Source organism: Aeromonas bestiarum (assembly GCF_000819745.1).
Classification (GTDB): Bacteria; Pseudomonadota; Gammaproteobacteria; order Enterobacterales; family Aeromonadaceae; genus Aeromonas; species Aeromonas bestiarum.
This window is the reverse complement of the sequence record NZ_CDDA01000039.1, coordinates 22,199-44,923: the sequence shown is the minus strand read 5'-3', so window position 1 is coordinate 44,923 and position 22,725 is coordinate 22,199. Positions and strand designations below refer to the sequence as shown.

The following is a 22,725-nucleotide window of genomic DNA, read 5'->3' as shown; positions in this document are numbered from 1 at the left end:
TATAAAAGAGAGAACAGCACCATGATTTTCGATCCCCCCCTGCAATCCGGGCAGCTCATCTCCCGCTACAAGCGCTTCCTGACCGATGTGCTGCTCGACAACGGCGAGCAGATCACCATCCACTGCGCCAATACCGGCGCCATGACCGGCTGCGCCGAGCCGGGCACCCGGGTCTGGTACTCCACCTCCGACAACCCCAAGCGCAAGCTGCCCCACAGCTGGGAAATCGCCGAGAGCCCGGCGGGGCACTTCATCTGCGTCAACACGGCGCGCGCCAACCAGATAGCCCGCGAGCTGATCGAACAGGGGGCGCTGGCCCCGCTCGCCGGCTACGCCAGGCTGCGCACAGAAGTGAAATACGGCGAAGAGAACAGTCGCATCGACCTGCTGCTGGAGGATGACCACAGGCCCTCATGCTACATAGAGGTGAAATCCGTGACCCTGCTCGATGAGCGGGAGCAAGCCGGCATGGGCTACTTCCCCGATGCGGTCACCACCCGTGGCGCCAAGCATTTGCGTGAATTGATGGCCATGAAGGCGGCAGGGCACAGAGCCGTGCTGCTATTTATGGTTTTGCACTCCGGAATAGTGAGAATGCGCCCTGCAGCACACATAGATCCGCACTATAGTCTGCTTATTGAGCAAGCAATTGCGGCAGGGGTTGAAATTTTATGCTATCGACCCCATGTTGGGGTGCAGAGCATGGTGGCCCAAGATTTTATCCCGTTTGAATCTTGTCACCTGCTACCCGAGGGCAGCGAATAAATGTTGGGATGGGTAACATAATTGGTACGGCTTGTTTGCCTACGCGTTACCCTTCTGCTATAGATGTCGCCCTCAATTTATGGATGGCACGGGTAGCGTGCTGAATTAGGAGACAGGGCATGCCAACAGGCGAAAACAGGAAATCTCTGGGCCCCCTGGCCATTGCGGGTGTGGCGCCTTACCAGGAAAAACCGGGTGAGGAGTACATGAATGACCAACAAAAGGCACATTTTCGCAAGATCCTGGGAGCCTGGCGCAACCAACTGATGCAGGAAGTTGACCGCACCGTTGACCACATGAAGGATGAGGCAGCCAACTTTCCGGATCCCGTGGATCGCGCCGCGCAAGAAGAAGAGTTCGCTCTCGAATTGCGTACCCGCGACCGTGAACGCAAGCTGATCAAGAAGATCGAGAAGACCTTGGTGCTGCTTGAAGACGATGACTTCGGTTACTGCGAGCATTGCGGTATCGAGATCGGTATCCGTCGTCTGGAAGCCCGTCCGACAGCCGACCTCTGTGTCGACTGCAAGACACTCGCTGAAATCAAGGAAAAACAGATGGCCGGTTAATACCGACCACTGGCATAACTGAAAAAAGGGAGCTTGCGAGCTCCCTTTTTTATTGAGCTTTTGGTCTGGGCGTCCCAGAATGCAGCCTCAATGAATCGCTTGCCCTGATTGCCATGCCCGTGAATACAGTCCCGTCACCCCAGACTCGCCCCTATACAGGTCGCTTTGCCCCCTCCCCGTCAGGCCCGCTCCATTTTGGCTCCCTGATTGCGGCGCTCGGCAGTTTCTTGCAGGCCAGGGCGCAACAGGGACGCTGGCTGGTGCGGATCGAAGACATAGATCCGCCGCGGGAGATGGCCGGTGCCGCCCCGCTCATACTGCAGACATTGGCGGCCCATGGCCTGGAGTGGGATGGGGAAGTGATGTACCAGAGCCGGCGTCATGGTCGTTATGACGAGATCATCGGGCAGCTCTATCAGGCTGGCGATCTCTACTGGTGCCGCTGTACCCGGCGCGAGATCATGGCGGGCGGCGGCTTGTACCGCGGCCACTGTCGTGAGCTTGGTCTCGGGGCCGAGGGATGCGCCGCCCGGCTGCGCCAGCATCATCCGGTCTACCATTTCGAGGATGGGTTGCAGGGCCGCATTGCGGTTCCTGCGGCGCTGGCCGAAGAGGACTTCATCATACGCCGCCGGGATGGCCTCTACGCCTATAACCTGGCGGTGGTGGTGGACGACATGGACAGCGGCATCACAGAGATAGTGCGCGGCGCCGATCTGCTGGAGCCCACGGTGCGCCAGGTTGCCCTCTACCAGACGCTGGGGGCCAGCGTACCTGCCTGGGTGCACCTGCCACTGGCTGTGCTGGCGGATGGCCACAAGCTGTCGAAGCAGAACCATGCGCCGGCACTGGCGCTGGACGAGGTCAGGCCGGCCCTGTGGCAGGCGCTGCACTTTCTCGGCCAGTGCCCCCCTCCCGAGCTGATGGCGAGCCGCATTGACGAGATCATCGGCTGGGGCATTGCCCACTGGCGGCTCGACCGGGTTCCAGCCAGAGAGAAGATCAGCCTGGAACAGGGAACACCGGGCTTTGCATTGGGTCAGGCCTGAGCGCGCTGACATGGACAACACAGTTTTTTGGTTAGCCAAGCCTGAACTTTTTGAATGAACCACATCGTTTTTCATTTGGTCAGGCCTGAGCTATGATAGGCCGCTATTTTTTGGCCTCCCGTCAATTTGAAGTCATGAAGAGGTGTACCATTTTTTCCCAGATCGCAAACTTTTGCCGCAAGGTGCTCGGCAAGGAAGACGGCGAGCAGTCGGTGGAGTCTCCCATCCCGGCCCACGTAACCGGGCAACGCCGTACCTTAAGCCGTGACCAGCACCCCATCTCGCGCAAAGAGATCAGCGAGAATGCGCTCAAGGTGCTCTATCGCCTGAACAAGGGTGGCTATGATGCCTACCTGGTCGGCGGGGGTGTCCGGGATCTGCTGCTCGGGAAGACGCCAAAGGATTTCGACATCGCTACCAACGCGACGCCGGAGCAGATCAAGGCGCTGTTCAGCAACTGCCGCCTGATCGGCCGCCGCTTCCGCCTGGCCCACATCGTCTTTGGTCGTGACGTGATCGAAGTGGCCACCTTCCGGGGTCACCACCATCAGGTCAATACCAGCAAGCATGTGTCGGCCCAGTCTGATGAAGGCATGCTGCTGCGCGACAACGTCTACGGCACCATAGAAGAGGATGCCGAGCGTCGCGACTTCACCGTCAACGCCCTCTATTACAGTGCCAGGGATTTCACCCTGCACGATTTCGAGGGCGGTATCGAGGACCTCGCCCAGCGCAAGCTGGAGCTGATCGGCGACCCCGAGACCCGCTATCGCGAGGATCCGGTGCGCATGCTGCGCGCCGTGCGTTTCGCCGCCAAGCTGGACATGACCATAAGCCCGCGCAGCGCCGCCCCCATCAAGGAGCTGGCATCCCTGCTGCAGGACATCCCCGCCGCCCGCCTGTTTGAGGAGACCCTCAAGCTGTTCCTGGCTGGCGATGGCCTGGCGACCTACAAGCTGATGCGCGAATACGGGCTGTTCCAGCCGCTGTTCCCGCAGGTGGCCGCCCTGTTCACGCCCCACGGCACCTCGCCGTTCGAGCAGTTCATCGAACTGGCGCTGCTCGATACCGACACCCGGGTGCGGGCCGACAAGCGAGTCACCCCGGCCTTCCTCTACGCCACCCTGCTGTGGGGCTGTGTCGAAGCCCGCGCCCGCGTGCTGGAAAACGAGAGCGGCCTGCCCTGGCACGACGCCTTCATGCTGGCCATCAACGAGGTGCTGGACAACCAGGTGCGGATCATCGCCGTACCGCGCCGGTTCACCACGGATGTGCGCGACATCTGGGCGCTGCAACAGCGACTGACCCGCCGTCAGGGTCGTCACCCCGAGCGGGCCATGGAGCACCCGAAATTCCGCGCCGCCTACGACTTCCTGTTGCTGCGCAACCGGGTCGAGCGCGGCCTCGGCGAGCTCGCCAGCTGGTGGGAACGCTATGTGGAGTCCAATCCGGACGTGCGCCCGCAACTGCAACGGGAAGCGACCCGGGGCGGTGAACGCGCACCTGCGACCGACGAAAAGCGCAGCGGTAACAGCAACAGCCGCAACCGTCGTCGCCCCCGTCGTCGCAAGCCGAAAGCGGCCGAGTAATGACCGAGGTCTTCGTTGCCATCGGCTCCAATCTGGCTGACCCGCTCGGCCAGGCCCGCCGCGCCGTGGTCGCACTGGCGGCGCTGCCGGAGTCCGAGTTGCAACAGGCCTCCTCGTTTTACAGCAGTCGCCCCATGGGCCCTGCGGATCAGCCGGACTACGTCAACGCCGTGGTGCGGCTGAACACCCGGCTCGGCCCCCTGGCCTTGCTGGATCAACTGCAAAAAATCGAGCTGGAACAGGGACGTGTGCGCAAGGATGAACGTTGGGGCCCCAGAACCCTGGATCTCGATCTGCTGCTCTATGGCGATCGGATCATCAGGCATGAGCGCCTCGTCGTTCCCCATTACGGCATGAAGGAGCGGGAGTTCGTGCTGCTGCCCCTTGCCGAGATTGCGCCCGCTCTGGTGCTGCCCTGCGGCACCCCGCTCGCACAACTGGTTGCCCGCTGCCCGCACAATGATCTTGCCATCATTGCCCCCGTGGCAGCACTTGGGGAACCCTGATGAGCAGAGCCATCGACGCCCTTGTGATCCTCACGGACACACGCGGCGAGTAGGAGCAACGTTATGAGCAAGATCACCACCGCCAGCCTGCTGAAGATGAAGCAGGAAGGGCAACGCATCACCGCCATCACCGCCTATGATGCCAGCTTCGCCAAGCTGTTCGACGACGAGGGCGCCCACGTGCTGCTCATCGGCGATTCGCTGGGCATGGTGTTGCAAGGGGGCCAGGACACGCTGGCGGTCAGCATGGATGAGATGGTCTATCACACCCGTTGTGTGGTGCGCGGCACCACCAATGCGCTGGTGGTGACCGACATGCCGTTCATGAGCTATGCCACCCCGGATCAGACCTACCAGAACGCCGCCCGGCTGATGGCCGCCGGTGCCCGCATGGTGAAGATGGAAGGGGGCGACTGGCTGTGTGACAGCATTCGCCACCTGACTCGCAATGGCGTGCCTGTCTGTGGCCACCTCGGCCTCACCCCGCAATCCGTCCATGTGTTTGGCGGCTTCAAGGTGCAGGGGCGCGACGAGTTCCAGGCCCAGGAGATCTACCGCCAGGCGCTCTGCCTGCAGGAAGCCGGCATCCAGATGCTGGTGCTCGAGTGCGTGCCGGTCGCCCTGGCCGAGCGCATCACCAAGGCGCTGCGCATCCCGGTGATCGGCATAGGTGCCGGTCCCGCCACCGATGGCCAGATCCTGGTGATGCACGATGCCTTCGGCATCACCTCGGGTTACGTGCCCAAGTTCACCAAGAACTTCCTGGCCGAAACCGGCGACATGCATGCCGCCATCCGGCTCTATGTGCAGCAGGTGAGCGAGGGCACCTTCCCCGGCCCCGAACACTGTTTCAACTGATCCGGCGGTATGGATGAGAGCGGGGGCACAGGCCCCCGTTTCGCCCTCCCTTTCCCGCCGATGCAACCCGTTTCCTCTGTTTGATATTTCCGAAGGTGAACTGCCGATGTTGGTCGTTAACAATCCTGCCGCTCTGCGTGAACAGATCGGCCAATGGCGCCGTGAAGGGCGTGCCATCGCATTCGTGCCCACCATGGGCAACCTGCATCAGGGACACCTGACGCTGGTGAAAGAGGCGCACAGCCACGCCGAGAAGGTGGTGGTCAGCATCTTCGTCAACCCCATGCAGTTCGACAAGGCAGCGGATCTCGTCAACTATCCGCGCACCCTGGCGCAGGATTGCGCCGCGCTGGAGAGCGCCGGCGTGGATCTGGTGTTCACCCCGACCCCGGAGATCATGTATCCGCAGGGGCTGGCCAGCCAGACCTTCGTCGAGGTGCCGGGTCTCTCCGGTCTGCTGGAAGGGGCGCTGCGTCCGGGCCACTTCCGCGGTGTCAGCACAGTCGTTACCAAGCTGTTCAACCTGGTGCAGCCTGACGTGGCCTGCTTCGGCCAGAAGGATTACCAGCAGCTGGCGCTCATTCGCAAGATGGTGGCCGACATGGCCATGCCCATCGAGATCGTCGGCGTGCCCACGGTGCGGGCCGAGGACGGGCTGGCGCTGTCATCGCGCAACGGCTATCTGACCGCCGCCGAGCGGGCGCTGGCCCCCGAGCTGGCACGCACCATGAACTGGATCGCCGGAGAGATTGAAGCGGGGGATCACCACCTGCCCTCCCTGGTGGCGCAGGCCAGCCAGCGCCTCGACAACGCCGGTTTCCGCACCGATGCCATCGACATCGTCGATGCCGCGACCCTCGAATCCGCCACCGAGCAGAGCCAGCAACTGGTGATCCTGATGGCGGCCTATCTCGGCAAGGCCCGCCTCATCGACAACCGTGTGGTCACGCTTCAGCAAGCCTGAATCAGCCACAACCAGGAGAGTCTCATGTCCAAGAAGGTTTATTGCATCGCCCAGTTCCTGCCCAAGCCCGGTCAGGAGCAGGCCCTGTTTCAGGTGCTGCAGGCCCTCGAGCCCAATACCCTGCGCGAAGATGGCTGTCTGCAATATCGGGTGACCCGCCACATCGCCAGTCCGTTTGCCGAGGGGGAGAGCTTCCCCATCGCCTTCAACGAGATCTGGCAAGATATGGCCAGCTTCGAAGCCCACTGCCAGCGCGCGGAAATCAAAGCCTTCTTCGAACGTTACTGCCTGGCCGATGAGGGTCTGGCCGCCAAGTGGAACGTCTGTGTCTATAGCGACGAACCCGAGCAGTACGACGCCCCCCAACTCTGACCTGAACTTGACCATACGAGAGAAGCCCGCAATTGCGGGCTTCTTCTTTTCAGCTATACCGTCCCTGTAGGCAGGACATATTTACTCGGCAGTGACGGGGTAACCGGCGCCTTTCCAGGCGAAGATGCCACCCGGCACCCGATAGACCTGCTGATAGCCCTGGGTCACGGCCCAGGCGGCGGCGTTGTGGCTGCGGCCGCACTTGACGAAACCGCAGTAAATCACCACGGGGCGGGTCTTGTCGTCCCCCAGCAACGCCTGGAACTGCTCAGGCGTGCCGCTCCCCTCCACGATCTGGCTCCAGTTGTCGCCTGACTTGGCCTCTTTCACGAAGACGAAGTTCTTGGCCCCCGGGATGTGTTCCTTCTTGAAGGCGTCCTCATAGGGCATGGTGTCGATGATCACCAGCTCCTCCCCCTTGTCCATCCGGGTCTTCAACTCGGCCACGGTCAACAGCTGATAACCCCCCTGCTGGGCCTCCTGGGCAAGCTGCACCGCCGCCTGCTCCAGCTTGGTCTCCTGCTCGAACTGATTGTCACCGCAGCCACTCAGGGCAAAGCTGGCGGCGATCAGCGAGGCAACCAGGGTGCGGGATCGCAATCTCATCATGTCACTACTCCTTACTAACGATTGAAACGGGGCGGGAGCGTCGCAGCAGGGCGCCCGCGAGCGTCAGTAGCAGCAGATCCCGCACAATGGCCTGTGGCAGCGAGCCGAGATCGGCACGGCCCAGGCAGCCACAAGCGATGTCGAGCCCGATGGCGACGCCATAGCCCAACACGGGAATGAACAGGGCCAGCAGCGCCATCACCAGCCAGAGCCCCCAGCGCAAGTTGGCGATCACCGCCAGCCCGGCGCAGAGCTCAAGCGCGATCAGCCCCCAGGCAACTGCCGGGATCAGCGACGACCAGATCAGGCCGAAGGCACCGATCTGCTCGATAAACAACGCCGGGGATGCCAGCTTGAAAGCCGCCGAGGCCACGAAGAATCCCCCCAGGGCCAGATTGGCCAGCATGCGCAAATACGCGGGCATGGGCTACCTCTTTATAGAGAGAGCTAGATTCTAACCCTTCCCGACCGAGCCGCAATGAGTTCGACGGCGGCTCACGCCACTGTTTTCATTTTTTGTAAGGCAACGCAGAAATAAACGGGGCGCCCGCATGGACGCCCCGTTTTGAGTAGGACTCAGTGCCGCAGCCCGGTGCCGCGGGAGATGAGCCACCAGGCCAGACCGTAGAGGGCCACGATGAAGCCGATGATGATGAGGTAGGCGGTGCCGAGCGGCACGTCCGAGATGCCGAGGAAGCCGTAGCGGAACGCGTTCACCATGTAGATGATGGGGTTCACCTGGGAGACCCCCTGCCAGAAGGGGGGCAGCAGGCTGATGGAGTAGAAGACCCCGCCCAGGTAGGTGAGTGGCGTCAGCACGAAGGTGGGAATGATGCTGATGTCGTCGAAGGTCTTGGCAAACACGGCGTTGATCAGCCCCCCCAGCGAGAAGAGGATGGCGGTCAGCAGCACGGTGAAGCAGACGCTGAACAGGTGGTGGATCTGCAGCGGCACGAAGAACAGCGACACCAGGGTGACGATGAGGCCGACACAGAGGCCTCGGGCCACACCGCCGCCCACGTAACCAGCGATGATGACGTAGTTGGGCACAGGCGCCACCAGCAGCTCCTCCACGTTGCGCTGGAACTTGGCGCTGAAGAAGGAGGAAGCGACGTTGGAGTAGGAGTTGGTGATCACCGACATCATGATGAGGCCAGGCACGATGAACTCCATGTAGCTGAAGCCCCCCATGTCACCGATGCGCGAACCTATCAGGTTGCCGAAGATGACAAAGTAGAGGCTCATGGTGATGGCGGGCGGCACCAGGGTCTGGATCCAGATCCGGGTGAAGCGGCTCACTTCCTTGGCCAGAATGCTCTTGAAGGCGATGTAATAAGTGGTCAGATTCATGCTTTTCTCCCCTCCTCGACCAGGCTGACGAACAGCTCTTCCAGCCGATTGGCCTTGTTGCGCATGCTCAGTACCTGCACCTGCTGGCCCGACAGCTGCTCGAACAGGCTGTTGAGGGACTGGCTCTTGTCCAGATCCACCTCCAGGGTGCGCTCGTCCTGCATGCGGCCGTTGAACTCGGGCACGTTCGGCACGGCGGAGCCCGGTGCCAGATCCAGCATGAAGGTCTCGCGGCTCAGCTTGCCGAGCAGCTTCTTCATGCTGGTGTTTTCAATCAGCCGACCCTTGTCGATGATGCCTATGTTGCGGCACAGCATCTCGGCCTCTTCCAGATAGTGGGTGGTGAGGATGATGGTGACGCCCTGCTCGTTGAGCTCCTTGAGGAAGGTCCACATGGAGCGGCGGATCTCGATATCCACCCCGGCGGTCGGTTCGTCCAGGATCAGCAGTCTGGGCTCGTGCATCAGGGCGCGGGCGATCATCAGCCGGCGCTTCATGCCGCCGGAGAGGGTGCGGGCCGGCATGTCGCGCTTGTCCCACAGATCGAGCTGGCGCAGGTACTTCTCGGCGCGGATCTTGGCTTCGGCCCTGGGTACGCCATAGAAACCGGCCTGATGGATGACGATCTGGCTCACCTTCTCGAACTGGCTGAAGTTGAACTCCTGCGGCACCAGGCCGAGCTGGGCCTTGGCCTGCTCCAGCTGGTTGTCTATGTCGTAGCCGAACACCTTTACCTTGCCGGCGCTCTTGTTCACCAGCGAGCTGATGATGCCTATGGTGGTGGACTTGCCTGCCCCGTTGGGGCCGAGCAAGGCGAAGAAATCCCCCTGCTTGACGGTCAGATCGATGCCTTTAAGGGCTTCGACGCCCCCCTGATAGGTCTTTTTCAGGCCGCTGATTTCCAGTGCGTTCATTGCAACCTCTGTGATGGTTGAATCCGGCTCGATACAGAAAAGGCGGCCAAGGCCGCCTGCACAGAGTAAAGGGCGCAAGGCCACTTCACCCGTGATATTCCTGAACCTGGCTTACTCCTGGGGTACCACTTTGCCGATAAACGGCAGGTTGCGGTACTTCTGGGCGTAGTCGATACCACAACCCACCACGAATTCGTCCGGAATGGAGAAACCGATCCAGTCCACCGGCACCTGCACCTCGCGGCGGGACGGTTTGTCCAGCAGGGTGCAGATGGCGAGGGATTTAGGCTCGCGCAGTGACAGGATTTCACGCACCTTGTTGAGGGTGTAGCCGGTGTCGATGATGTCTTCGACGATCAGTACGTCCTTGCCCTTGATGTCGTCATCCAGATCTTTGAGGATGCGAACGTCACGGGTACTGCGCATGCCGGAGCCATAGCTGGAGGCGGTCATAAAATCCAGGGTGACGGGCAGCGGGGTCTGGCGGCACAGATCGGCCAGGAAGACGCAAGAGCCACGCAGCAGGCCAATCATGACCACTTCGTCAGAACCCTGATAACGGGCGGTGATCTCTTCACCCAATTTGGCGATCCGGGCGGCTACTTCAGCCTCGGAGATCATCACCTCGACGGTGTGTTTCATCACTTACTCCCTCATGGCCAAAGGGGATTTGGCCGTTCATTAACGTCAAAACCGAGGATTCTACCATCCAAGCCGAGAGGCGTCAGGCATACGTGATGCTTTTATCGGCTTATTTTAATTGATAGAGTTAGCAGGCCCTCGGGCATTATCGGTGACAATACTATAAACACCATAATCAATAACTATTAGATGAAAAAACTATGGAACCACGCGCAGAAATAAGACGTCGAACCCGGCTTTCTCCGGAAGCTCGTCGCAATCAATTGATGGAATGTGCCATCGAGGTGTTCTCCCGTCGCGGCATAGGCCGTGCGGGTCACGCCGAGATAGCAGAACAGGCCAAAGTCTCGGTAGCTACCGTGTTCAACTATTTCAACACCCGCGAAGAGCTGGTGGATGAAGTGTTGGCCGAGATCGAACGTTTCGTTCACCAGATGCTGGAACAGGCCTATACCGGCCAGGGTCCGATCAACGACAGCATTCGCCGTCACGTGAAGCTGTTTGTCGATGCCGCCTACGATCAGCCTGACCACGCCAGCATCTGGCTGGAGTGGAGTTCGTCGGTGCGGGAAGAGGTCTGGCCCCGTTATGCCAAGCTGCTGGACAAGGCATTGGAGCGCATCGCGCCCCATTTGCAACGCGCCATGGATGCCGGTGAGATCCGGAGTGTGCTGTCCGCCCAGGACCTGGCCCGCTCCCTGACCGGTTTTGGTTACGTCATGATGCAGATGATCAATCAGCCACAACGCCCGTCCCGGGAAGATGTGACCGATTTTCTGTTCAAGTACGTAACGGCCCCCATCCAGGCCGCATAACCCGCCTCGTGAATGACAAGCGGCGCCGGACTGTTCAGGTCGGCGCCGCTTTTGTTTGTCCGTTTGCGGCCGGTTCAGCCTCTGTCGCGAGAGACAGCCAGCAAGGTGATGCACCACAGGTCAGGAATTGGCGTAACCCCAGCGGCTGGTCAGCGCGTGCTCGACCCCGAGGTGATCCAGGATCCGCGCCACCATGAAGTCCACCAGATCCTCGATGCTTTTCGGTTCATGATAGAAACCGGGCGCGGCCGGCATTATGGTCACCCCGAGTCGCGCCAGTTTCAGCATGTTCTCCAGATGGATGGCGGAGAAGGGGCTCTCGCGGGGCACCAGGATCAGCTGGCCGCGCTCCTTGATCACCACATCTGCCGCCCGCTCCAGCAGGTTGTCGGAGGCGCCGTTGGCGATGGCCGACACGGTTCCCATGGAGCAGGGGCAGACCACCATCTGTTTCGGCGCCGCCGACCCCGAGGCCACCGGCGAGAACCACTCCTCCTTGCCGCAGGCCACAATCTGACCCTCTTTGGCGCCGTACTGGCGACAGAGATAGGCGGAGAGCTCCCTGGGTGAGCCCGGCCACTCCTGCTGCTGCTCTGTCTTGAGCACCACACGGGCGGCGGAGGAGGCGAGCAGATAGACCCGATAGTCCGCCTGCACCAGACACTCAAGCAGGCGCAGGGCGTAAGGGGCGCCGGAGGCGCCGGTCAGCGCCAGGGTGACGTGTTTATTCATGCGGGCCTCTGTGAACCTGAAAACCAAAGCGGACTCATCAAGGGCGTCATAGTTGACCGTGATAATCCTTGAGGCGGGCGATCAACTTGTCATGAATGCCGCCGAAGCCGCCGTTGCTCATGATCAGAATATGATCGCCATCGCGACACTCGGCCACCAACCGGTTGATCAGGGTCTCCAGATCGTTGAACACCTTGGCCGGTCGGCTCATGTGAGCCGTCACCTCGCCGAGATCCCAGCCGATATTGGGCGGCTGGAAGAAGAACACCTCGTCGGCACCGTCGAAGCAGCCGGCCAGCTCTTCCTTGTGCACCCCCAGCTTCATGGTGTTGGAGCGCGGCTCCAGCACCGCCAGGATGCGGGCCTTGCCCACCTTGGCACGCAGCCCGCCGAGGGTGGTCTCGATGGCGGTCGGGTGGTGGGCAAAGTCGTCATAGATGCTAATGCCTGCCACTTCACCCTTGAGCTCCATCCGCCGCTTGGGAGACTTGAACTGGCAGAGGGCGGCTATGCCGTGCTCCACCATGACACCGGCGTGACGGGCGGCGGCGATGGCCATCAGGCCGTTGTTGACGTTGTGCTCGCCGATGCACTCCCAGTGCACCTCGCCCTGCTTCTGCCCATCCAGCCACACCTCGAAGGCGGAGCCGTCGTCGGCCAGCTTGACCGCCTTCCACTTGGCGTCGTCCTGACCCACCAGCTCCACCTCGCTCCAGCAGCCCATCTTGCGCACCGCGGTGAGGTTGTCATCGCCCTGCGGGAACAGCACCCGGCCGTTGCTCGGCACTGTGCGCATCAGGTGGTGGAACTGGCGCTGGATGGCGGCCAGATCAGGGAATATGTCCGCGTGGTCGAACTCCAGGTTGTTCATCACCAGGGTACGCGGATGGTAGTGGACGAACTTGGAACGCTTGTCGAAGAAGGCGCAGTCATACTCGTCCGCTTCGATGACGAAGAAGGGGGCGGAACCGAGACGGGCGGAAACCGGGAAGTTGCCCGGCACGCCACCGATGAGGAAACCCGGCTCCAGCTTGGCGTATTCGAGCACCCAGGCCAGCATGCTGGCAGTGGTGGTCTTGCCATGGGTGCCTGCCACGGCCAGCACCCAGCGATCCTGCAGCACATGCTCCAGCAGCCACTGGGGACCTGAGATATAGGGCAGATTGCGGTCCAGCACATATTCCACGCAGGGATTGCCACGACTCATGGCATTGCCGACCACCACCAGATCCGGCGCCGGATCGAGCTGGGACGGGTCATAGCCCTCGGTCAGCTCTATGCCCTGTTGCTCGAGCTGGGTACTCATGGGGGGATAGACGTTGGCATCCGAGCCAGTGACTCGATAACCAAGCTGTTTTGCCAACACCGCCAGACCACCCATGAAGGTGCCGCAGATCCCGAGGATGTGAATGTGCATACCGCTGCCTTTTCCAGTAAAGGGAGTGCGCATTCTAGGGTCTGTTGAGGTTGGGTCGCAAGCCGCGGGCGTGACGAGACGTCAATCGACCCAGACAAGCGGGCCGCCATTTGACCGACCCGAGCAGCATGGCATCAGCCAAGGCGGTCACAGTGCCCTTGAAATATGGTCATTTGACGCGACATCGCTATAATATCGGCCTGCAAACTTGACTCCAACACTGAAGGAAACGTCATGAGCCTGAACCTGGTACCGGCTGGCAAGAGCCTGCCCGACGACATCTATGTCATCATCGAAATCCCGCAGAATGCCGACCCGATCAAATACGAAGTCGACAAGGACAGCGGTGCCATCTTCGTTGATCGCTTCATGTCGACCCCTATGTTCTACCCGTGCAACTACGGTTATGTGAACGCCACCCTGTCTCTGGATGGTGATCCGGTCGACGTTCTGGTTCCGACTCCCTACCCGCTGCTGGCCGGCTCCGTCATTCGCTGCCGCCCGGTCGGCGTGCTGAAGATGACCGACGAATCTGGCGAAGATGCCAAGATCGTGGCCGTGCCGCACTCCAAGCTGACCAAGCAGTACGACCACATCAAGGATGTGAACGATCTGCCCGAGCTGCTGCGCGCCCAGATCCAGCACTTCTTCGAGCGCTACAAAGAGCTGGAAGCGGGCAAATGGGTCAAGGTGGAAGGTTGGGGCGACAAGGCTGCTGCCGAAGCCGAGATCGTTACCTCTGCCGAGCGTTACGCTGCCAAGTAAGCGTACCCTCGCAAAAAAGGCGCCTCAGGGCGCCTTTTCTATTGGCTGTTGCGGGCGCTGACCCGGCGTCACACCACTGGGATCCCCCTGAATATAGATGTCACGACCATCCTGCCGATAGGGCCGGTAATAGTCGCCACCACAGCGATAACCCCCGCCCTGCTCACTCATCAGCTCGCAGTTGACCGGCAACACCTCCAGCCACTTGATGGCCTGCTGGAAACGCAGCCACTCCTGCCATTCATGTTCCCGCGCCAGCTTGTCCCGCAGGGCAAAGGTATCCGCGCTGGACATCCCCTTGTTGACGATCACCTGGCCCGCCGCCGCAGGCAAGGCGGCCAACAGCAACAACAGCAGTGGAATTCGCTTCATGACGGTTTCCTGTATGACTTATTTCCAGAATTAAATTTAAAGTCTTATCAGACTGTTACCCAGATCATCAAAACTAAGCTCATCCAAATCCGGCCGGCTCACCTAGTTGTTTATTATCACCCCGAGCAGGATGCACATCATGAAACTGGCACAAGGTCTGTTGTTGAGTCTAGTGTTCGCATCCACGGTCGGCGCCAACGAAGTCAACCTGAGCTGGCAGTGGCAGTCTGCCGACGGCCAGCAGAAGCACCTGCAGCTCAATGCGGACGAGCGCATCATGTCCGCCAGTCGCCACCAGATGACCCAGCTCGATGCCTCTCTCAACTATCCGCTGGAAACACTCTACTCCTACATAAGCCCGCGCCTTTACAACAGCATCAACCTGATCAACCAGACCAGTCCCGAAACCGCCACCAAGTTTCGCAATCTGGAGCAGGCCTTCACCCTGCACGACGACAGCATGGAGTCGACCCTGTTCTGGCAGGCCTACCAGCAATATCAGGAAGATGCCTTCTACCAGATGCGGGTGGTGCCCTGCGTGCATCCGGCCAATCGCAAGCTGCCCTGCGTGCGCCCAAACTACTCCCAGCTGTTCTACCAGTTCAAGGGAGACCTCAGGCCCCTGGCGAAGCAGTTTTCCGCCAAGGATCTGGCCACCAGCGTCGGCCTGCTGCAGGAGTGGCTGAGCGCCATCCCCACGCCTCCCGAGCAGATGGATCACTTCGCCCCGCCCCTGCAGGCCTTGCAGGACAACAAGGCCGACAGCGACGAGAAGGCACTGCTGATGGCAAGCCTCTTGGCCGAGCTGGCGCCGCAATACATGCTCAGCATCATATACCCCAACATCAGCATCGGCAGCGTCTCGCCAGCCTGGCTGGCCATCACGGCCGACAGCGGCCTGAAGGGCGATACCCTGATGATCGGCAATCAACGCCACGTCTTGCTGACCGGCTCGCCCCTGTTGGCCCAGCAGATGACCATGGCCAAGATCCCGCTGATCAGCGAACCCTTGTATTAAGCCATGCCAGTTGAACCGCAACCGGTTCAACTGAAGCACACACCTCAAACCAGTTGATAACTAATTGATTTTTATCGACTGCGTGCCATCCTAGCCGCCTTTGCCAGCCGCTGTCTGCGCTGGCGGGCGGCCCGCTCGGCTCATTCGCGAGCTTATTTAACACTTTTTAAACAGATCCGATCAGTTTAGGATGAGTTCTGCCCCATTCCCTCAAGTGAAAAATCGTTATAACATAACAAAAGGAGTGTCATCAGGATGAAACATCTCGTACTTACTCTGGCGCTGCTGCCAACACTGGTCATGGCTCACAACATCAAGGAGTCTGCCCAGGTGCCGCTGGTCAACATCAGCGACAAGGGTGAGCTGGTACTGCAAGAGAAAGCGGTCAGCTACCAACCCTGGCAAAGCAAGGTACTGACTGGCAAGGTCTTTCTGATCCAGCACATCGCGGGTCGTTCCAGTGCCAAGGAGCTGAACGCCCCCATGATCGAGGCGATCAAGGCGGCCAAGTTGCCCCACGACAAGTACCAGACGGTCACCATCATCAACAGCAATGACGCCATCTGGGGCACCTCCGGCTTTGTGAAGAGCAGTGCCGAAGACAGCAAGAAAGAGTTCCCCTGGTCCGCCATGGTACTGGATGCCAAGGGCATGGCCCGCAATGCCTGGGATCTCGCGCCGGAAAGCTCGGCCATCATACTGCTGGATAAAGAGGGCAAGGTGCTGTTTGCCAAAGATGGCCAGCTCGATGCCAACAATATTGCTACCGTGATGGGGCTCATCCAGTCCCATCTCTGAATCAGAGAGAAGGGGCGCTGATGGCGCCCCTTTCATAAGGGTCTATGGGTCGTTTCAAGCTGAAAATCTGGTTGTTGCTGCTGGGCTGGTTGTGGTTGCAACCGGCGCTGGCACAACACCCGCTGGAAGCCGACCTGCCCGGTCATAGCCACACTTGCGTCCTCTGCGCCCTCCATCTCGATGGCAAGCTGGCACTGACGCCCAACTTGCCCATCCCAATCCCGCATGTGGTCATCGGCAAGCTAGCTGATACCGCCTTGCCCGCCATCGATTCCACCCCTTCAGGCCAGTGCCGTATTCGTGCCCCGCCTCACTTTCATTGCTTCTCCCACTGAACATTTCTCTTATCAATTGTTTCAAAAGGATTAACGATGAAAGCAGTCACACTGTTACTGGCGGCAGCCGCCTTTGGCGTGCAAGCAAATCACGACGAGCATGAGAGTCACAGCCACGGTGCCCACGAGCACGGCCACGGCCACCTCAACCTGGTGCTCGATGGCAACCAGTTGATGCTCGAGCTGCAGGCTCCCGCCGCCGATCTGGTGGGCTTCGAGCACGCCGCCAAGAGCGACGAGGAGAAGGCGCAATACGCCAAGGCCATGGCTCAGCTCAAGCAACCAGATGCTCTGTTTCGCTTCGACCCGGCGGCCGGCTGCAAGCTGACCCAGCAGGAACTCAATGCGGCCAAGGAAGATCACGACCATGACCATGACCATGACCATGACCATGACCATGAAAAGGCTGGCAGCAGTCATGATGACCACCACCATGATGATGCAGGTCACGCCGATGTGGGTGCTATGTACACCTACACCTGTGAGGCTCCGACCAAGCTGACCGGACTGGAAGCCACCCTGTTCAGCGTCTATCCGAGCCTGGAAAAGCTGAGCGTGCAGGGCATACTGCCCACCGGCCAGACTGCGGCCGAGCTGACCCCATCCGCCAACAAGCTGAGCTGGTAACACCATGAAAAAAGCCGTGGTTGAGATCCGCGATCTGGCCTTCGCCTGGCCGGATCACGAGCCTGTACTCGATCTGCCAGCCCTCACCATCGGCGAGGGGGAGCGGGTGTTCATCAAGGGGCCATCGGGCTCCGGCAAGTCGACCCTGCTTGGTTTGCTTGCCGGGATCCAGACCGCCAACCACGGCACCCTGGACGTGCTGAGCCAGCCATTGGCCCGGCTCTCCGGCCGTGCCCGTGACCACTTCCGGGCGGCCAATCTGGGTTATATCTTCCAGCAGTTCAATCTGCTGCCATTTTTATCCGTGTTGGACAATGTCACCGCCGCCCTCACCTTCTCGCCCGAGAAGCGGGCCCGGCTGCAGGGAAGTCCCGAGCAGGAGGCGCGCCGCCTGCTGGCAGAGCTGCAACTGCCGGCCGAGGCGCTGCACAGACCCGTCCACGCCCTCAGCATAGGCCAGCAGCAGCGGGTGGCCGCCGCGCGGGCGCTGATCGGCTCGCCACCGCTGGTGATCGCCGATGAACCCACCTCGGCCCTGGATACCGACAACCGGGCCGCCTTTATCAAGCTGTTGTTCGAGGAGTGTGACAAGCAGGGGTCGACCCTCATCTTCGTCAGTCACGATCCCTATCTCGAGCCGCTCTTCCCGCGAGTGGAGAATCTGCAACTGCTCAACCGGAGGGCCATATGCTGAATCCCAATAGCTGTGCCATCTACCCGACCAGACCCGCACCAAAGCGTGCATCCCAGCCACAACACCGGAGGCCAGTATGCTGAAGCTCGCCCTGCAAAGTCTCTGGGCCCGTCGCCTCACCGCCGGGCTGACCCTGTTGGCGGTGGCCATCAGCGTCACCCTGCTGCTCGGGGTGGAGCGGGTGCGCACCCAGGCCCGCGAGAGTTTCTCCAATACAGTCTCGGGCACGGACCTTATCGTCGGCGCCCGCTCCGGCCAGGTGAACCTGCTGCTCTACTCGGTATTTCGCATCGGCAACCCCACCAACAACGTGGGCTGGGAGGCCTATCAGGCCATCAAGACCAAACCCGGCGTCGCCTGGACCATACCTATCTCCCTCGGTGATTCTCACAAGGGCTTTCGGGTACTCGGCACCAATGGCGACTACTTCACCCACCTGAAGTACGGCCAGCAGCAGGCGCTGCAACTGCGGGAGGGGCGGCCGTTCGACACGCCGTTCGAGGCTGTGCTCGGTGCCCAGGTGGCCGAGAAGCTCGGCTACAAGCTGGAGCAGTCCATCGTCATCGCCCACGGCGCGGGCAACACCTCCTTCAGCCAGCACGACAACCTGCCATTCAAGGTGGTGGGGATACTGGCACCGACCGGCACCCCCATCGATCGCACCATTCACGTACCGCTGGCCGGGATAGAGGCGATCCACCTGGGCTGGGACACGGGCAGGCACAGCAAGAACGTGACCGCCGAACAGGCGCTGGCGCAGGATCTGACCCCCAAAACCATCACCGCCTTTATGGTGGGTCTCAGCAATCGAATATTGGCGTTCCAGCTGCAGCGCAGCGTCAACACCTATCGGGGCGAGCCGCTGATGGCCATACTGCCGGGGGCGGCCCTGCAGGAGCTGTGGAGCCTGATGAGCGTGGCGGAAACCGCGCTCTCTGTGATCGCCGGTTTCGTGGTGGTGGCGGGCCTCATCGGCATGCTGACCACCTTGCTGGCGGGGCTCAACGAGCGGCGGCGCGAGCTGGCCATCCTGCGCTCCCTGGGGGCAGGCCCCGCCCACCTGTTCCTGTTGCTGGCGCTGGAGGCGATGGCCCTCACCACCGCAGGCATAGCCCTCGGGGTGGCGGTGCTCTATCTGGGACAGGGGCTTGCCACCCCCTGGCTGCTCAGCCACTATGGCCTGCAATTGAGCCTGGGGCTGCCCAGCGCCTACGAATGGCAGTTGCTGGGGCTGGTGTGGCTGGCGGGCATGGTGATAGGCCTGCTGCCCGCGGCCAGGGCCTACCGCTACAGCCTGAGCGATGGCATGAGCATTCGCATCTAGCGACTCGCCCGCATAAAAAGAGAGAAGGACAGATGATGAAGTGGAAAATTGTGGTGCTGCTGGCCAGCCTGCTGGCGCTGCCGGCCCTGGCCGCCGATTACAAGACCATCGACTGGGACGTGCTGATCCCGCAAGGGGAGCGGCTGTTGCCACCGCCCCAGGTGAGCCACGATGGCGATTTCTCCTCGGTGCCGCAGCCGGTAGGCGGGGTCAACCAGAAGCTGGACAACCAAGACGTGCGGATCCCGGGGTTCGTGGTGCCGCTGGAGGGGGATGCCAAGAAGATCACCGCCTTCCTGCTGGTGCCCTACTTCGGCGCCTGCATCCATGTGCCGCCGCCCCCCACCAACCAGGTGGTCTATGTGAGCTACCCCAAGGGCGCCCCCGTGGATGATCTCTGGGATGCCATCTGGGTGAAGGGCAAGATGCGCACCATCAGCTCCAGCCACGAGATGGCCACCGCCTCCTACTCCATGGAAGCCGTCGAGGTCAGCGTCTACGAAGAGGAATGAGTCAGACATCATGATGCGCGTCTGATGAGCTCCAGTCACGAGATGGCCACCGCCTCCTACTCCATGGAAGCGGTCGAGGTCAGCGTCTACGAAGAGGAATAAATCAGGCATCATGATGCGCGCCGGCCTCCCTGGGCCGAGCTCAGCATCCAGCAATAGTGGCCTTCGAACGAAGGCCACTTTTTTATCCCCTTGCCGGCCGAAACCGGGACCAGCCCCTGCTTGAGGGATTGCCCGCCATCCCGGTTGGAGTAACATTCAAGGCTAGACCTTGCGATCACGGAGCCAGCATGGCTGACCTGCCCCCGCCCAAGAAAGAGAGTTCCATCCTGAGCAGCCAGGAGCAAACCCTGCGCCTGGCCCGCAGCCGCGGCATAGACGGCATGCTCACCCGCAACAGCGACAGCACCTTCGAACAGCGCGCCACCTTTCGCCATCTGGCGGATCAGGCCGCCCGCCAGCGCAATCTGGAAGCCATCATGGTGATGGCCTCCCGCCACTGCGAGGAGACGGCCGCCGGCGGCGAGATGGACAGCGACTGGCTGACCCGCTTCCTGCAACTGGCGGAAGACATCAGCATGGTCCCCATGCAGCAGCTGTGGGGCCGCATCTTCGCCATCGAGATCGCCACCCCAGGCCGTTTCTCCATCCGCGCCCTCACCACCCTCAAGGAGATGACCCAGCGCGAGGCCCAGTTGTTCCAGCGGATCTGCGCCCTCGCCTGCCACTATGCGGGCAGCGATGAGCAGCGTCTGCTGCTGGGGCTGCACAAGGGCGCCAGCCTGCTCAGCCGCGCCAAGGTGACCCGGCTTGGTCTGGGCAAATACCGATTGCCCTACAATGCCCTGTTGCAGTTGTTCGAGCTCGGCCTGCTGCACAAGGGAGAGCTGGAATCCGGCCCGCTGCCCGCCGACGGGGTCGAACTGGCATTCGGCGACCAGCGCTGGCGCCTGCATCGCAAGCAGACCAACATCACCCTGCTCTACTACCGGCTGACCCCGGTGGGCAACGAGCTCGCCCAGCTGCTGCAGGAGCCACCGCTGGAGGAGTACCTGCAGGATCTGAAAACCGTGCTGGTGCAGGGGCTGCAGATAGAGACCATGATGCAGCCTCCCGAGTCCGAGCTGGAGAGGGTGCCGCCGACTGCCGCCGTCTGAACCCCGGGGCCCCTGTTGGCCCCCTTTCTCTTCTCCCTTGTGGCACGCCAGCCGCACCATATTGCGAAATGCCGCCCTGCTCATTGCCAAATCGATTCTCGAAATGCGAATCGATCTCCTTGCCCACCCCCTCCTGATCCGGATTTGCCGCAAAATCTGACCATTTTGGTCGGATAAACACGCTACTAACAAAATCATCATCACCCATGGCGCCATGGTGCATAACTTGCACTGACCATACATCTTTCCCATCACCGCGTGCAGGACCACACAATGAGAGTCAACCAACCCGTTACCCAGCGTGAGCGTCTCTACCCGGAGCACCAGAGTCTTATTTCCACCACTGACCTGGAAAGCCGCATCACCTATGCCAACGAGGAGTTCTGCAACATAGCGGGGTTCAGCCTGGACGAGCTGCAAGGTGAGCATCACAACCTGGTGCGCCATCCGGACATGCCCAAGCAGGCCTTCGCCGATCTCTGGCATCACATCAAGGACGGCAAGAGCTGGATGGGGCCGGTGAAGAACCGCTGCAAGAATGGCGATCACTACTGGGTCAGCGCCTTCGTCACCCCCATCAAGGATGCCAGCGGCAAGGTGGTGGAATACCAGTCCGTGCGCACGGCTCCCAGCGAGGAGATCAAGCAGCGGGCCGAGCGTATCTATGCCGACCTGCGCAATGACAAGACTCCCCTGGCCCTCAGGCTGCCGACCTTCTCCCACACGCAGGCAGTCACGCTCTGCCTGCTGCTGAGCCTGGCGGCCATGGTCGCGCTGGGATACGAGCAGGCTGCGGGCTGGCCGTTGGCACTGGCGACCGTACCGCTGCTGCTGGCAGCCATGATCACCCATGCCCTGGCCCGTCGCCTGGGCAAGCTCGACAAGATGGCCCGCAGCCGCTTCGACAACCCGCTGATGCAGCTGCTCTACACCAACAAGGTCGACAACCTGGCCGCCATCGAGCTCGCCATGTTGATGAACCGGGCCGAGTTCAATGCCGTGCTGGCCCGCACCCAACAGACCTGCGCCCAGATCTTGCGGGCCGCAGAAGGGGATCTGCACAACGCCGAGTCCATCACCAGCAACCTGCAACAACAGCAGGCCGAGACCAACCTGGTCGCCACCGCCATCACCCAGATGTCAGAGTCGATCAGGGAGGTCTCTCACAGCTCCACCGCCGCCTCCGGCCTGCTGGACGAGACTTCCGAGTTGTTCAAGGAGGGCAACCGCAGCGTGCTGGACACCATAGGCGCGGTCGAGGGGATGCACGACGAGATCACCACCTCCAAGACGGTGATCCACACCCTGGCGGGGCAGTGCCGGGATATAGACGGCATTCTCGATGTGATCAACAGCATCGCCAACCAGACCAATCTGCTGGCCCTCAATGCGGCCATAGAGGCGGCCCGGGCCGGCGAAGCGGGACGCGGCTTCTCCGTGGTGGCGGACGAGATCCGATCGCTCGCCATCAAGACCCAGTCATCCACCGGCGAGATCCAGAAGATGATCAGCCTGTTGCAGGCCAGTGCGGGCAATGCGGAGCAGGCGATGGAGAAAGGGGGGCAACTCTCGGCCAGCTGTCAGCAGAAGGCCTCAGCCACCGGCACCATATTGCAGCAGATCAACAGCATGCTGCAGCAGGTCTCCTCCGGCAGTGGCCAGATAGCCCAGGCCGTGCAGGAGCAGTCCCAGGTCACGGCCGACATCAATCGCAACGTGCTCAGCATCAAGACCCTGGCCGATGACTCAAGCCAGGGCAGCCAGCATGCCGTGCACGGCATCATCCAGCTGGTGCGGCAGCTGAGCGAGCTGGATCGGCTGGTGCGCCAGTTCCAGCAGCCCGCACCGACAGCCCAAAGCCGCCACGAAATACCGGCAGTCCGGGCAGTGCCGGTACGCCAAGCCAGATAACCACATACAAGCAATCGCCGCAGACAAACCCTATGGGCCCGCAGGCCCATAGGGTTTTTTA

General features: G+C 61.3%; 27 protein-coding genes. 19 read left to right on the top strand and 8 right to left on the bottom strand.

Going from position 1 to position 22,725, the window contains the following annotated elements:
• Positions 1–21 precede the first annotated feature (21 nt).
• The 8 genes from sfsA to BN1118_RS20090 all read left to right on the top strand — a co-directional run bounded on the left by sfsA (position 22) and on the right by BN1118_RS20090 (position 6,672).
• Entirely contained in the window at positions 22–765 is a 744-nt protein-coding gene (sfsA, locus tag BN1118_RS20125; protein ID WP_043141694.1) for a DNA/RNA nuclease SfsA, read from the top strand.
• A gap of 119 nt (positions 766–884) precedes the next feature.
• Positions 885–1,334 (top strand): RNA polymerase-binding protein DksA, encoded by a 450-nt coding sequence (gene dksA / locus BN1118_RS20120; RefSeq protein ID WP_033137830.1) that lies wholly within the window; start codon positions 885–887, stop codon positions 1,332–1,334.
• A gap of 113 nt (positions 1,335–1,447) precedes the next feature.
• Positions 1,448–2,383, top strand: coding sequence for a tRNA glutamyl-Q(34) synthetase GluQRS (gene gluQRS, locus BN1118_RS20115; protein WP_052449221.1), 936 nt, complete (start codon positions 1,448–1,450; stop codon positions 2,381–2,383).
• 134 nt (positions 2,384–2,517) lie between these two features.
• Positions 2,518–3,972 carry a polynucleotide adenylyltransferase PcnB gene (pcnB, locus tag BN1118_RS20110; RefSeq protein WP_052159080.1) on the top strand — a complete coding sequence of 485 codons (1,455 nt, stop codon included), beginning with the start codon at positions 2,518–2,520 and terminating at the stop codon, positions 3,970–3,972.
• Complete coding sequence (gene folK / locus BN1118_RS20105) at positions 3,972–4,478, top strand: 2-amino-4-hydroxy-6-hydroxymethyldihydropteridine diphosphokinase (RefSeq protein WP_043138779.1); 507 nt, start codon at positions 3,972–3,974, stop codon at positions 4,476–4,478. Before pcnB ends, folK begins: the two co-directional genes overlap by 1 nt.
• Before the next feature lie 63 nt (positions 4,479–4,541).
• Positions 4,542–5,336, top strand: coding sequence for a 3-methyl-2-oxobutanoate hydroxymethyltransferase (panB, locus tag BN1118_RS20100; RefSeq protein ID WP_043138776.1), 795 nt, complete (start codon positions 4,542–4,544; stop codon positions 5,334–5,336).
• 106 nt (positions 5,337–5,442) lie between these two features.
• Positions 5,443–6,300: a pantoate--beta-alanine ligase gene (panC, locus tag BN1118_RS20095; protein ID WP_043557690.1), complete on the top strand. Its 858-nt coding sequence runs from the start codon at positions 5,443–5,445 to the stop codon at positions 6,298–6,300.
• Positions 6,301–6,324: 24 nt separating this feature from the next.
• Positions 6,325–6,672 (top strand): putative quinol monooxygenase, encoded by a 348-nt coding sequence (locus BN1118_RS20090; protein WP_043557688.1) that lies wholly within the window; start codon positions 6,325–6,327, stop codon positions 6,670–6,672.
• Between the two features lie 81 nt (positions 6,673–6,753).
• Here BN1118_RS20090 and BN1118_RS20085 read toward each other — a convergent pair whose 3' ends face one another.
• The 5 genes from BN1118_RS20085 to hpt all read right to left on the bottom strand — a co-directional run bounded on the left by BN1118_RS20085 (position 6,754) and on the right by hpt (position 10,187).
• Entirely contained in the window at positions 6,754–7,281 is a 528-nt protein-coding gene (locus BN1118_RS20085; protein WP_043557686.1) for a rhodanese-like domain-containing protein, read from the bottom strand.
• A 4-nt stretch (positions 7,282–7,285) separates the two neighbouring features.
• Entirely contained in the window at positions 7,286–7,705 is a 420-nt protein-coding gene (locus tag BN1118_RS20080; RefSeq protein WP_043557685.1) for a MauE/DoxX family redox-associated membrane protein, read from the bottom strand.
• Between the two features lie 152 nt (positions 7,706–7,857).
• A complete protein-coding gene (locus BN1118_RS20075; protein ID WP_042869444.1) occupies positions 7,858–8,631 on the bottom strand; it encodes an ABC transporter permease in 774 nt (257 codons plus the stop codon).
• A complete protein-coding gene (locus BN1118_RS20070; protein ID WP_042869446.1) occupies positions 8,628–9,545 on the bottom strand; it encodes an ABC transporter ATP-binding protein in 918 nt (305 codons plus the stop codon). The genes BN1118_RS20075 and BN1118_RS20070 overlap by 4 nt, the downstream gene beginning before the upstream one ends.
• A 111-nt stretch (positions 9,546–9,656) precedes the next feature.
• On the bottom strand, positions 9,657–10,187 hold the full coding sequence (gene hpt / locus BN1118_RS20065) for a hypoxanthine phosphoribosyltransferase (RefSeq protein WP_042869448.1): 531 nt from the start codon (positions 10,185–10,187) through the stop codon (positions 9,657–9,659).
• 200 nt (positions 10,188–10,387) lie between these two features.
• On the opposite strand from hpt, the gene BN1118_RS20060 reads away from it, so the two are divergent.
• On the top strand, positions 10,388–11,002 hold the full coding sequence (locus tag BN1118_RS20060; RefSeq protein WP_043138760.1) for a TetR/AcrR family transcriptional regulator: 615 nt from the start codon (positions 10,388–10,390) through the stop codon (positions 11,000–11,002).
• 120 nt (positions 11,003–11,122) lie between these two features.
• Here BN1118_RS20060 and BN1118_RS20055 read toward each other — a convergent pair whose 3' ends face one another.
• Positions 11,123–11,734: a flavin prenyltransferase UbiX gene (locus BN1118_RS20055; RefSeq protein WP_043557684.1), complete on the bottom strand. Its 612-nt coding sequence runs from the start codon at positions 11,732–11,734 to the stop codon at positions 11,123–11,125.
• A 46-nt stretch (positions 11,735–11,780) separates the two neighbouring features.
• Positions 11,781–13,151 (bottom strand): UDP-N-acetylmuramate:L-alanyl-gamma-D-glutamyl-meso-diaminopimelate ligase, encoded by a 1,371-nt coding sequence (gene mpl, locus BN1118_RS20050; protein WP_043138753.1) that lies wholly within the window; start codon positions 13,149–13,151, stop codon positions 11,781–11,783.
• Positions 13,152–13,385: 234 nt separating this feature from the next.
• On the opposite strand from mpl, the gene ppa reads away from it, so the two are divergent.
• Positions 13,386–13,916 (top strand): inorganic diphosphatase, encoded by a 531-nt coding sequence (gene ppa, locus BN1118_RS20045; protein ID WP_042869457.1) that lies wholly within the window; start codon positions 13,386–13,388, stop codon positions 13,914–13,916.
• A gap of 24 nt (positions 13,917–13,940) precedes the next feature.
• Here ppa and BN1118_RS20040 read toward each other — a convergent pair whose 3' ends face one another.
• A complete protein-coding gene (locus BN1118_RS20040) occupies positions 13,941–14,303 on the bottom strand; it encodes a hypothetical protein (RefSeq protein ID WP_370464966.1) in 363 nt (120 codons plus the stop codon).
• A 124-nt stretch (positions 14,304–14,427) separates the two neighbouring features.
• On the opposite strand from BN1118_RS20040, the gene BN1118_RS20035 reads away from it, so the two are divergent.
• The 9 genes from BN1118_RS20035 to BN1118_RS19995 all read left to right on the top strand — a co-directional run bounded on the left by BN1118_RS20035 (position 14,428) and on the right by BN1118_RS19995 (position 22,664).
• Positions 14,428–15,306: a hypothetical protein gene (locus BN1118_RS20035; protein ID WP_043138746.1), complete on the top strand. Its 879-nt coding sequence runs from the start codon at positions 14,428–14,430 to the stop codon at positions 15,304–15,306.
• Positions 15,307–15,561: 255 nt separating this feature from the next.
• Positions 15,562–16,104 (top strand): YtfJ family protein, encoded by a 543-nt coding sequence (locus BN1118_RS20030; RefSeq protein ID WP_043138743.1) that lies wholly within the window; start codon positions 15,562–15,564, stop codon positions 16,102–16,104.
• 44 nt (positions 16,105–16,148) lie between these two features.
• Positions 16,149–16,439 (top strand): hypothetical protein, encoded by a 291-nt coding sequence (locus BN1118_RS20025; protein WP_043557682.1) that lies wholly within the window; start codon positions 16,149–16,151, stop codon positions 16,437–16,439.
• A 36-nt stretch (positions 16,440–16,475) separates the two neighbouring features.
• Complete coding sequence (locus BN1118_RS20020) at positions 16,476–17,066, top strand: DUF2796 domain-containing protein (protein ID WP_043557680.1); 591 nt, start codon at positions 16,476–16,478, stop codon at positions 17,064–17,066.
• A 4-nt stretch (positions 17,067–17,070) separates the two neighbouring features.
• Positions 17,071–17,760, top strand: a complete 690-nt coding sequence (locus tag BN1118_RS20015; protein WP_043557678.1) for an ABC transporter ATP-binding protein — start codon at positions 17,071–17,073, stop codon at positions 17,758–17,760.
• A gap of 76 nt (positions 17,761–17,836) precedes the next feature.
• A complete protein-coding gene (locus tag BN1118_RS20010) occupies positions 17,837–19,084 on the top strand; it encodes an ABC transporter permease (protein WP_043557676.1) in 1,248 nt (415 codons plus the stop codon).
• Between the two features lie 32 nt (positions 19,085–19,116).
• The gene (locus BN1118_RS20005; RefSeq protein WP_156995175.1) at positions 19,117–19,596 is read left to right on the top strand and encodes a DUF3299 domain-containing protein; all 480 of its coding nucleotides are present in this window, start codon (positions 19,117–19,119) and stop codon (positions 19,594–19,596) included.
• A 290-nt stretch (positions 19,597–19,886) separates the two neighbouring features.
• The gene (locus BN1118_RS20000; RefSeq protein WP_043557672.1) at positions 19,887–20,753 is read left to right on the top strand and encodes a TIGR03899 family protein; all 867 of its coding nucleotides are present in this window, start codon (positions 19,887–19,889) and stop codon (positions 20,751–20,753) included.
• A 273-nt stretch (positions 20,754–21,026) separates the two neighbouring features.
• A complete protein-coding gene (locus BN1118_RS19995; protein ID WP_043557670.1) occupies positions 21,027–22,664 on the top strand; it encodes a methyl-accepting chemotaxis protein in 1,638 nt (545 codons plus the stop codon).
• Positions 22,665–22,725: the final 61 nt, after the last annotated feature.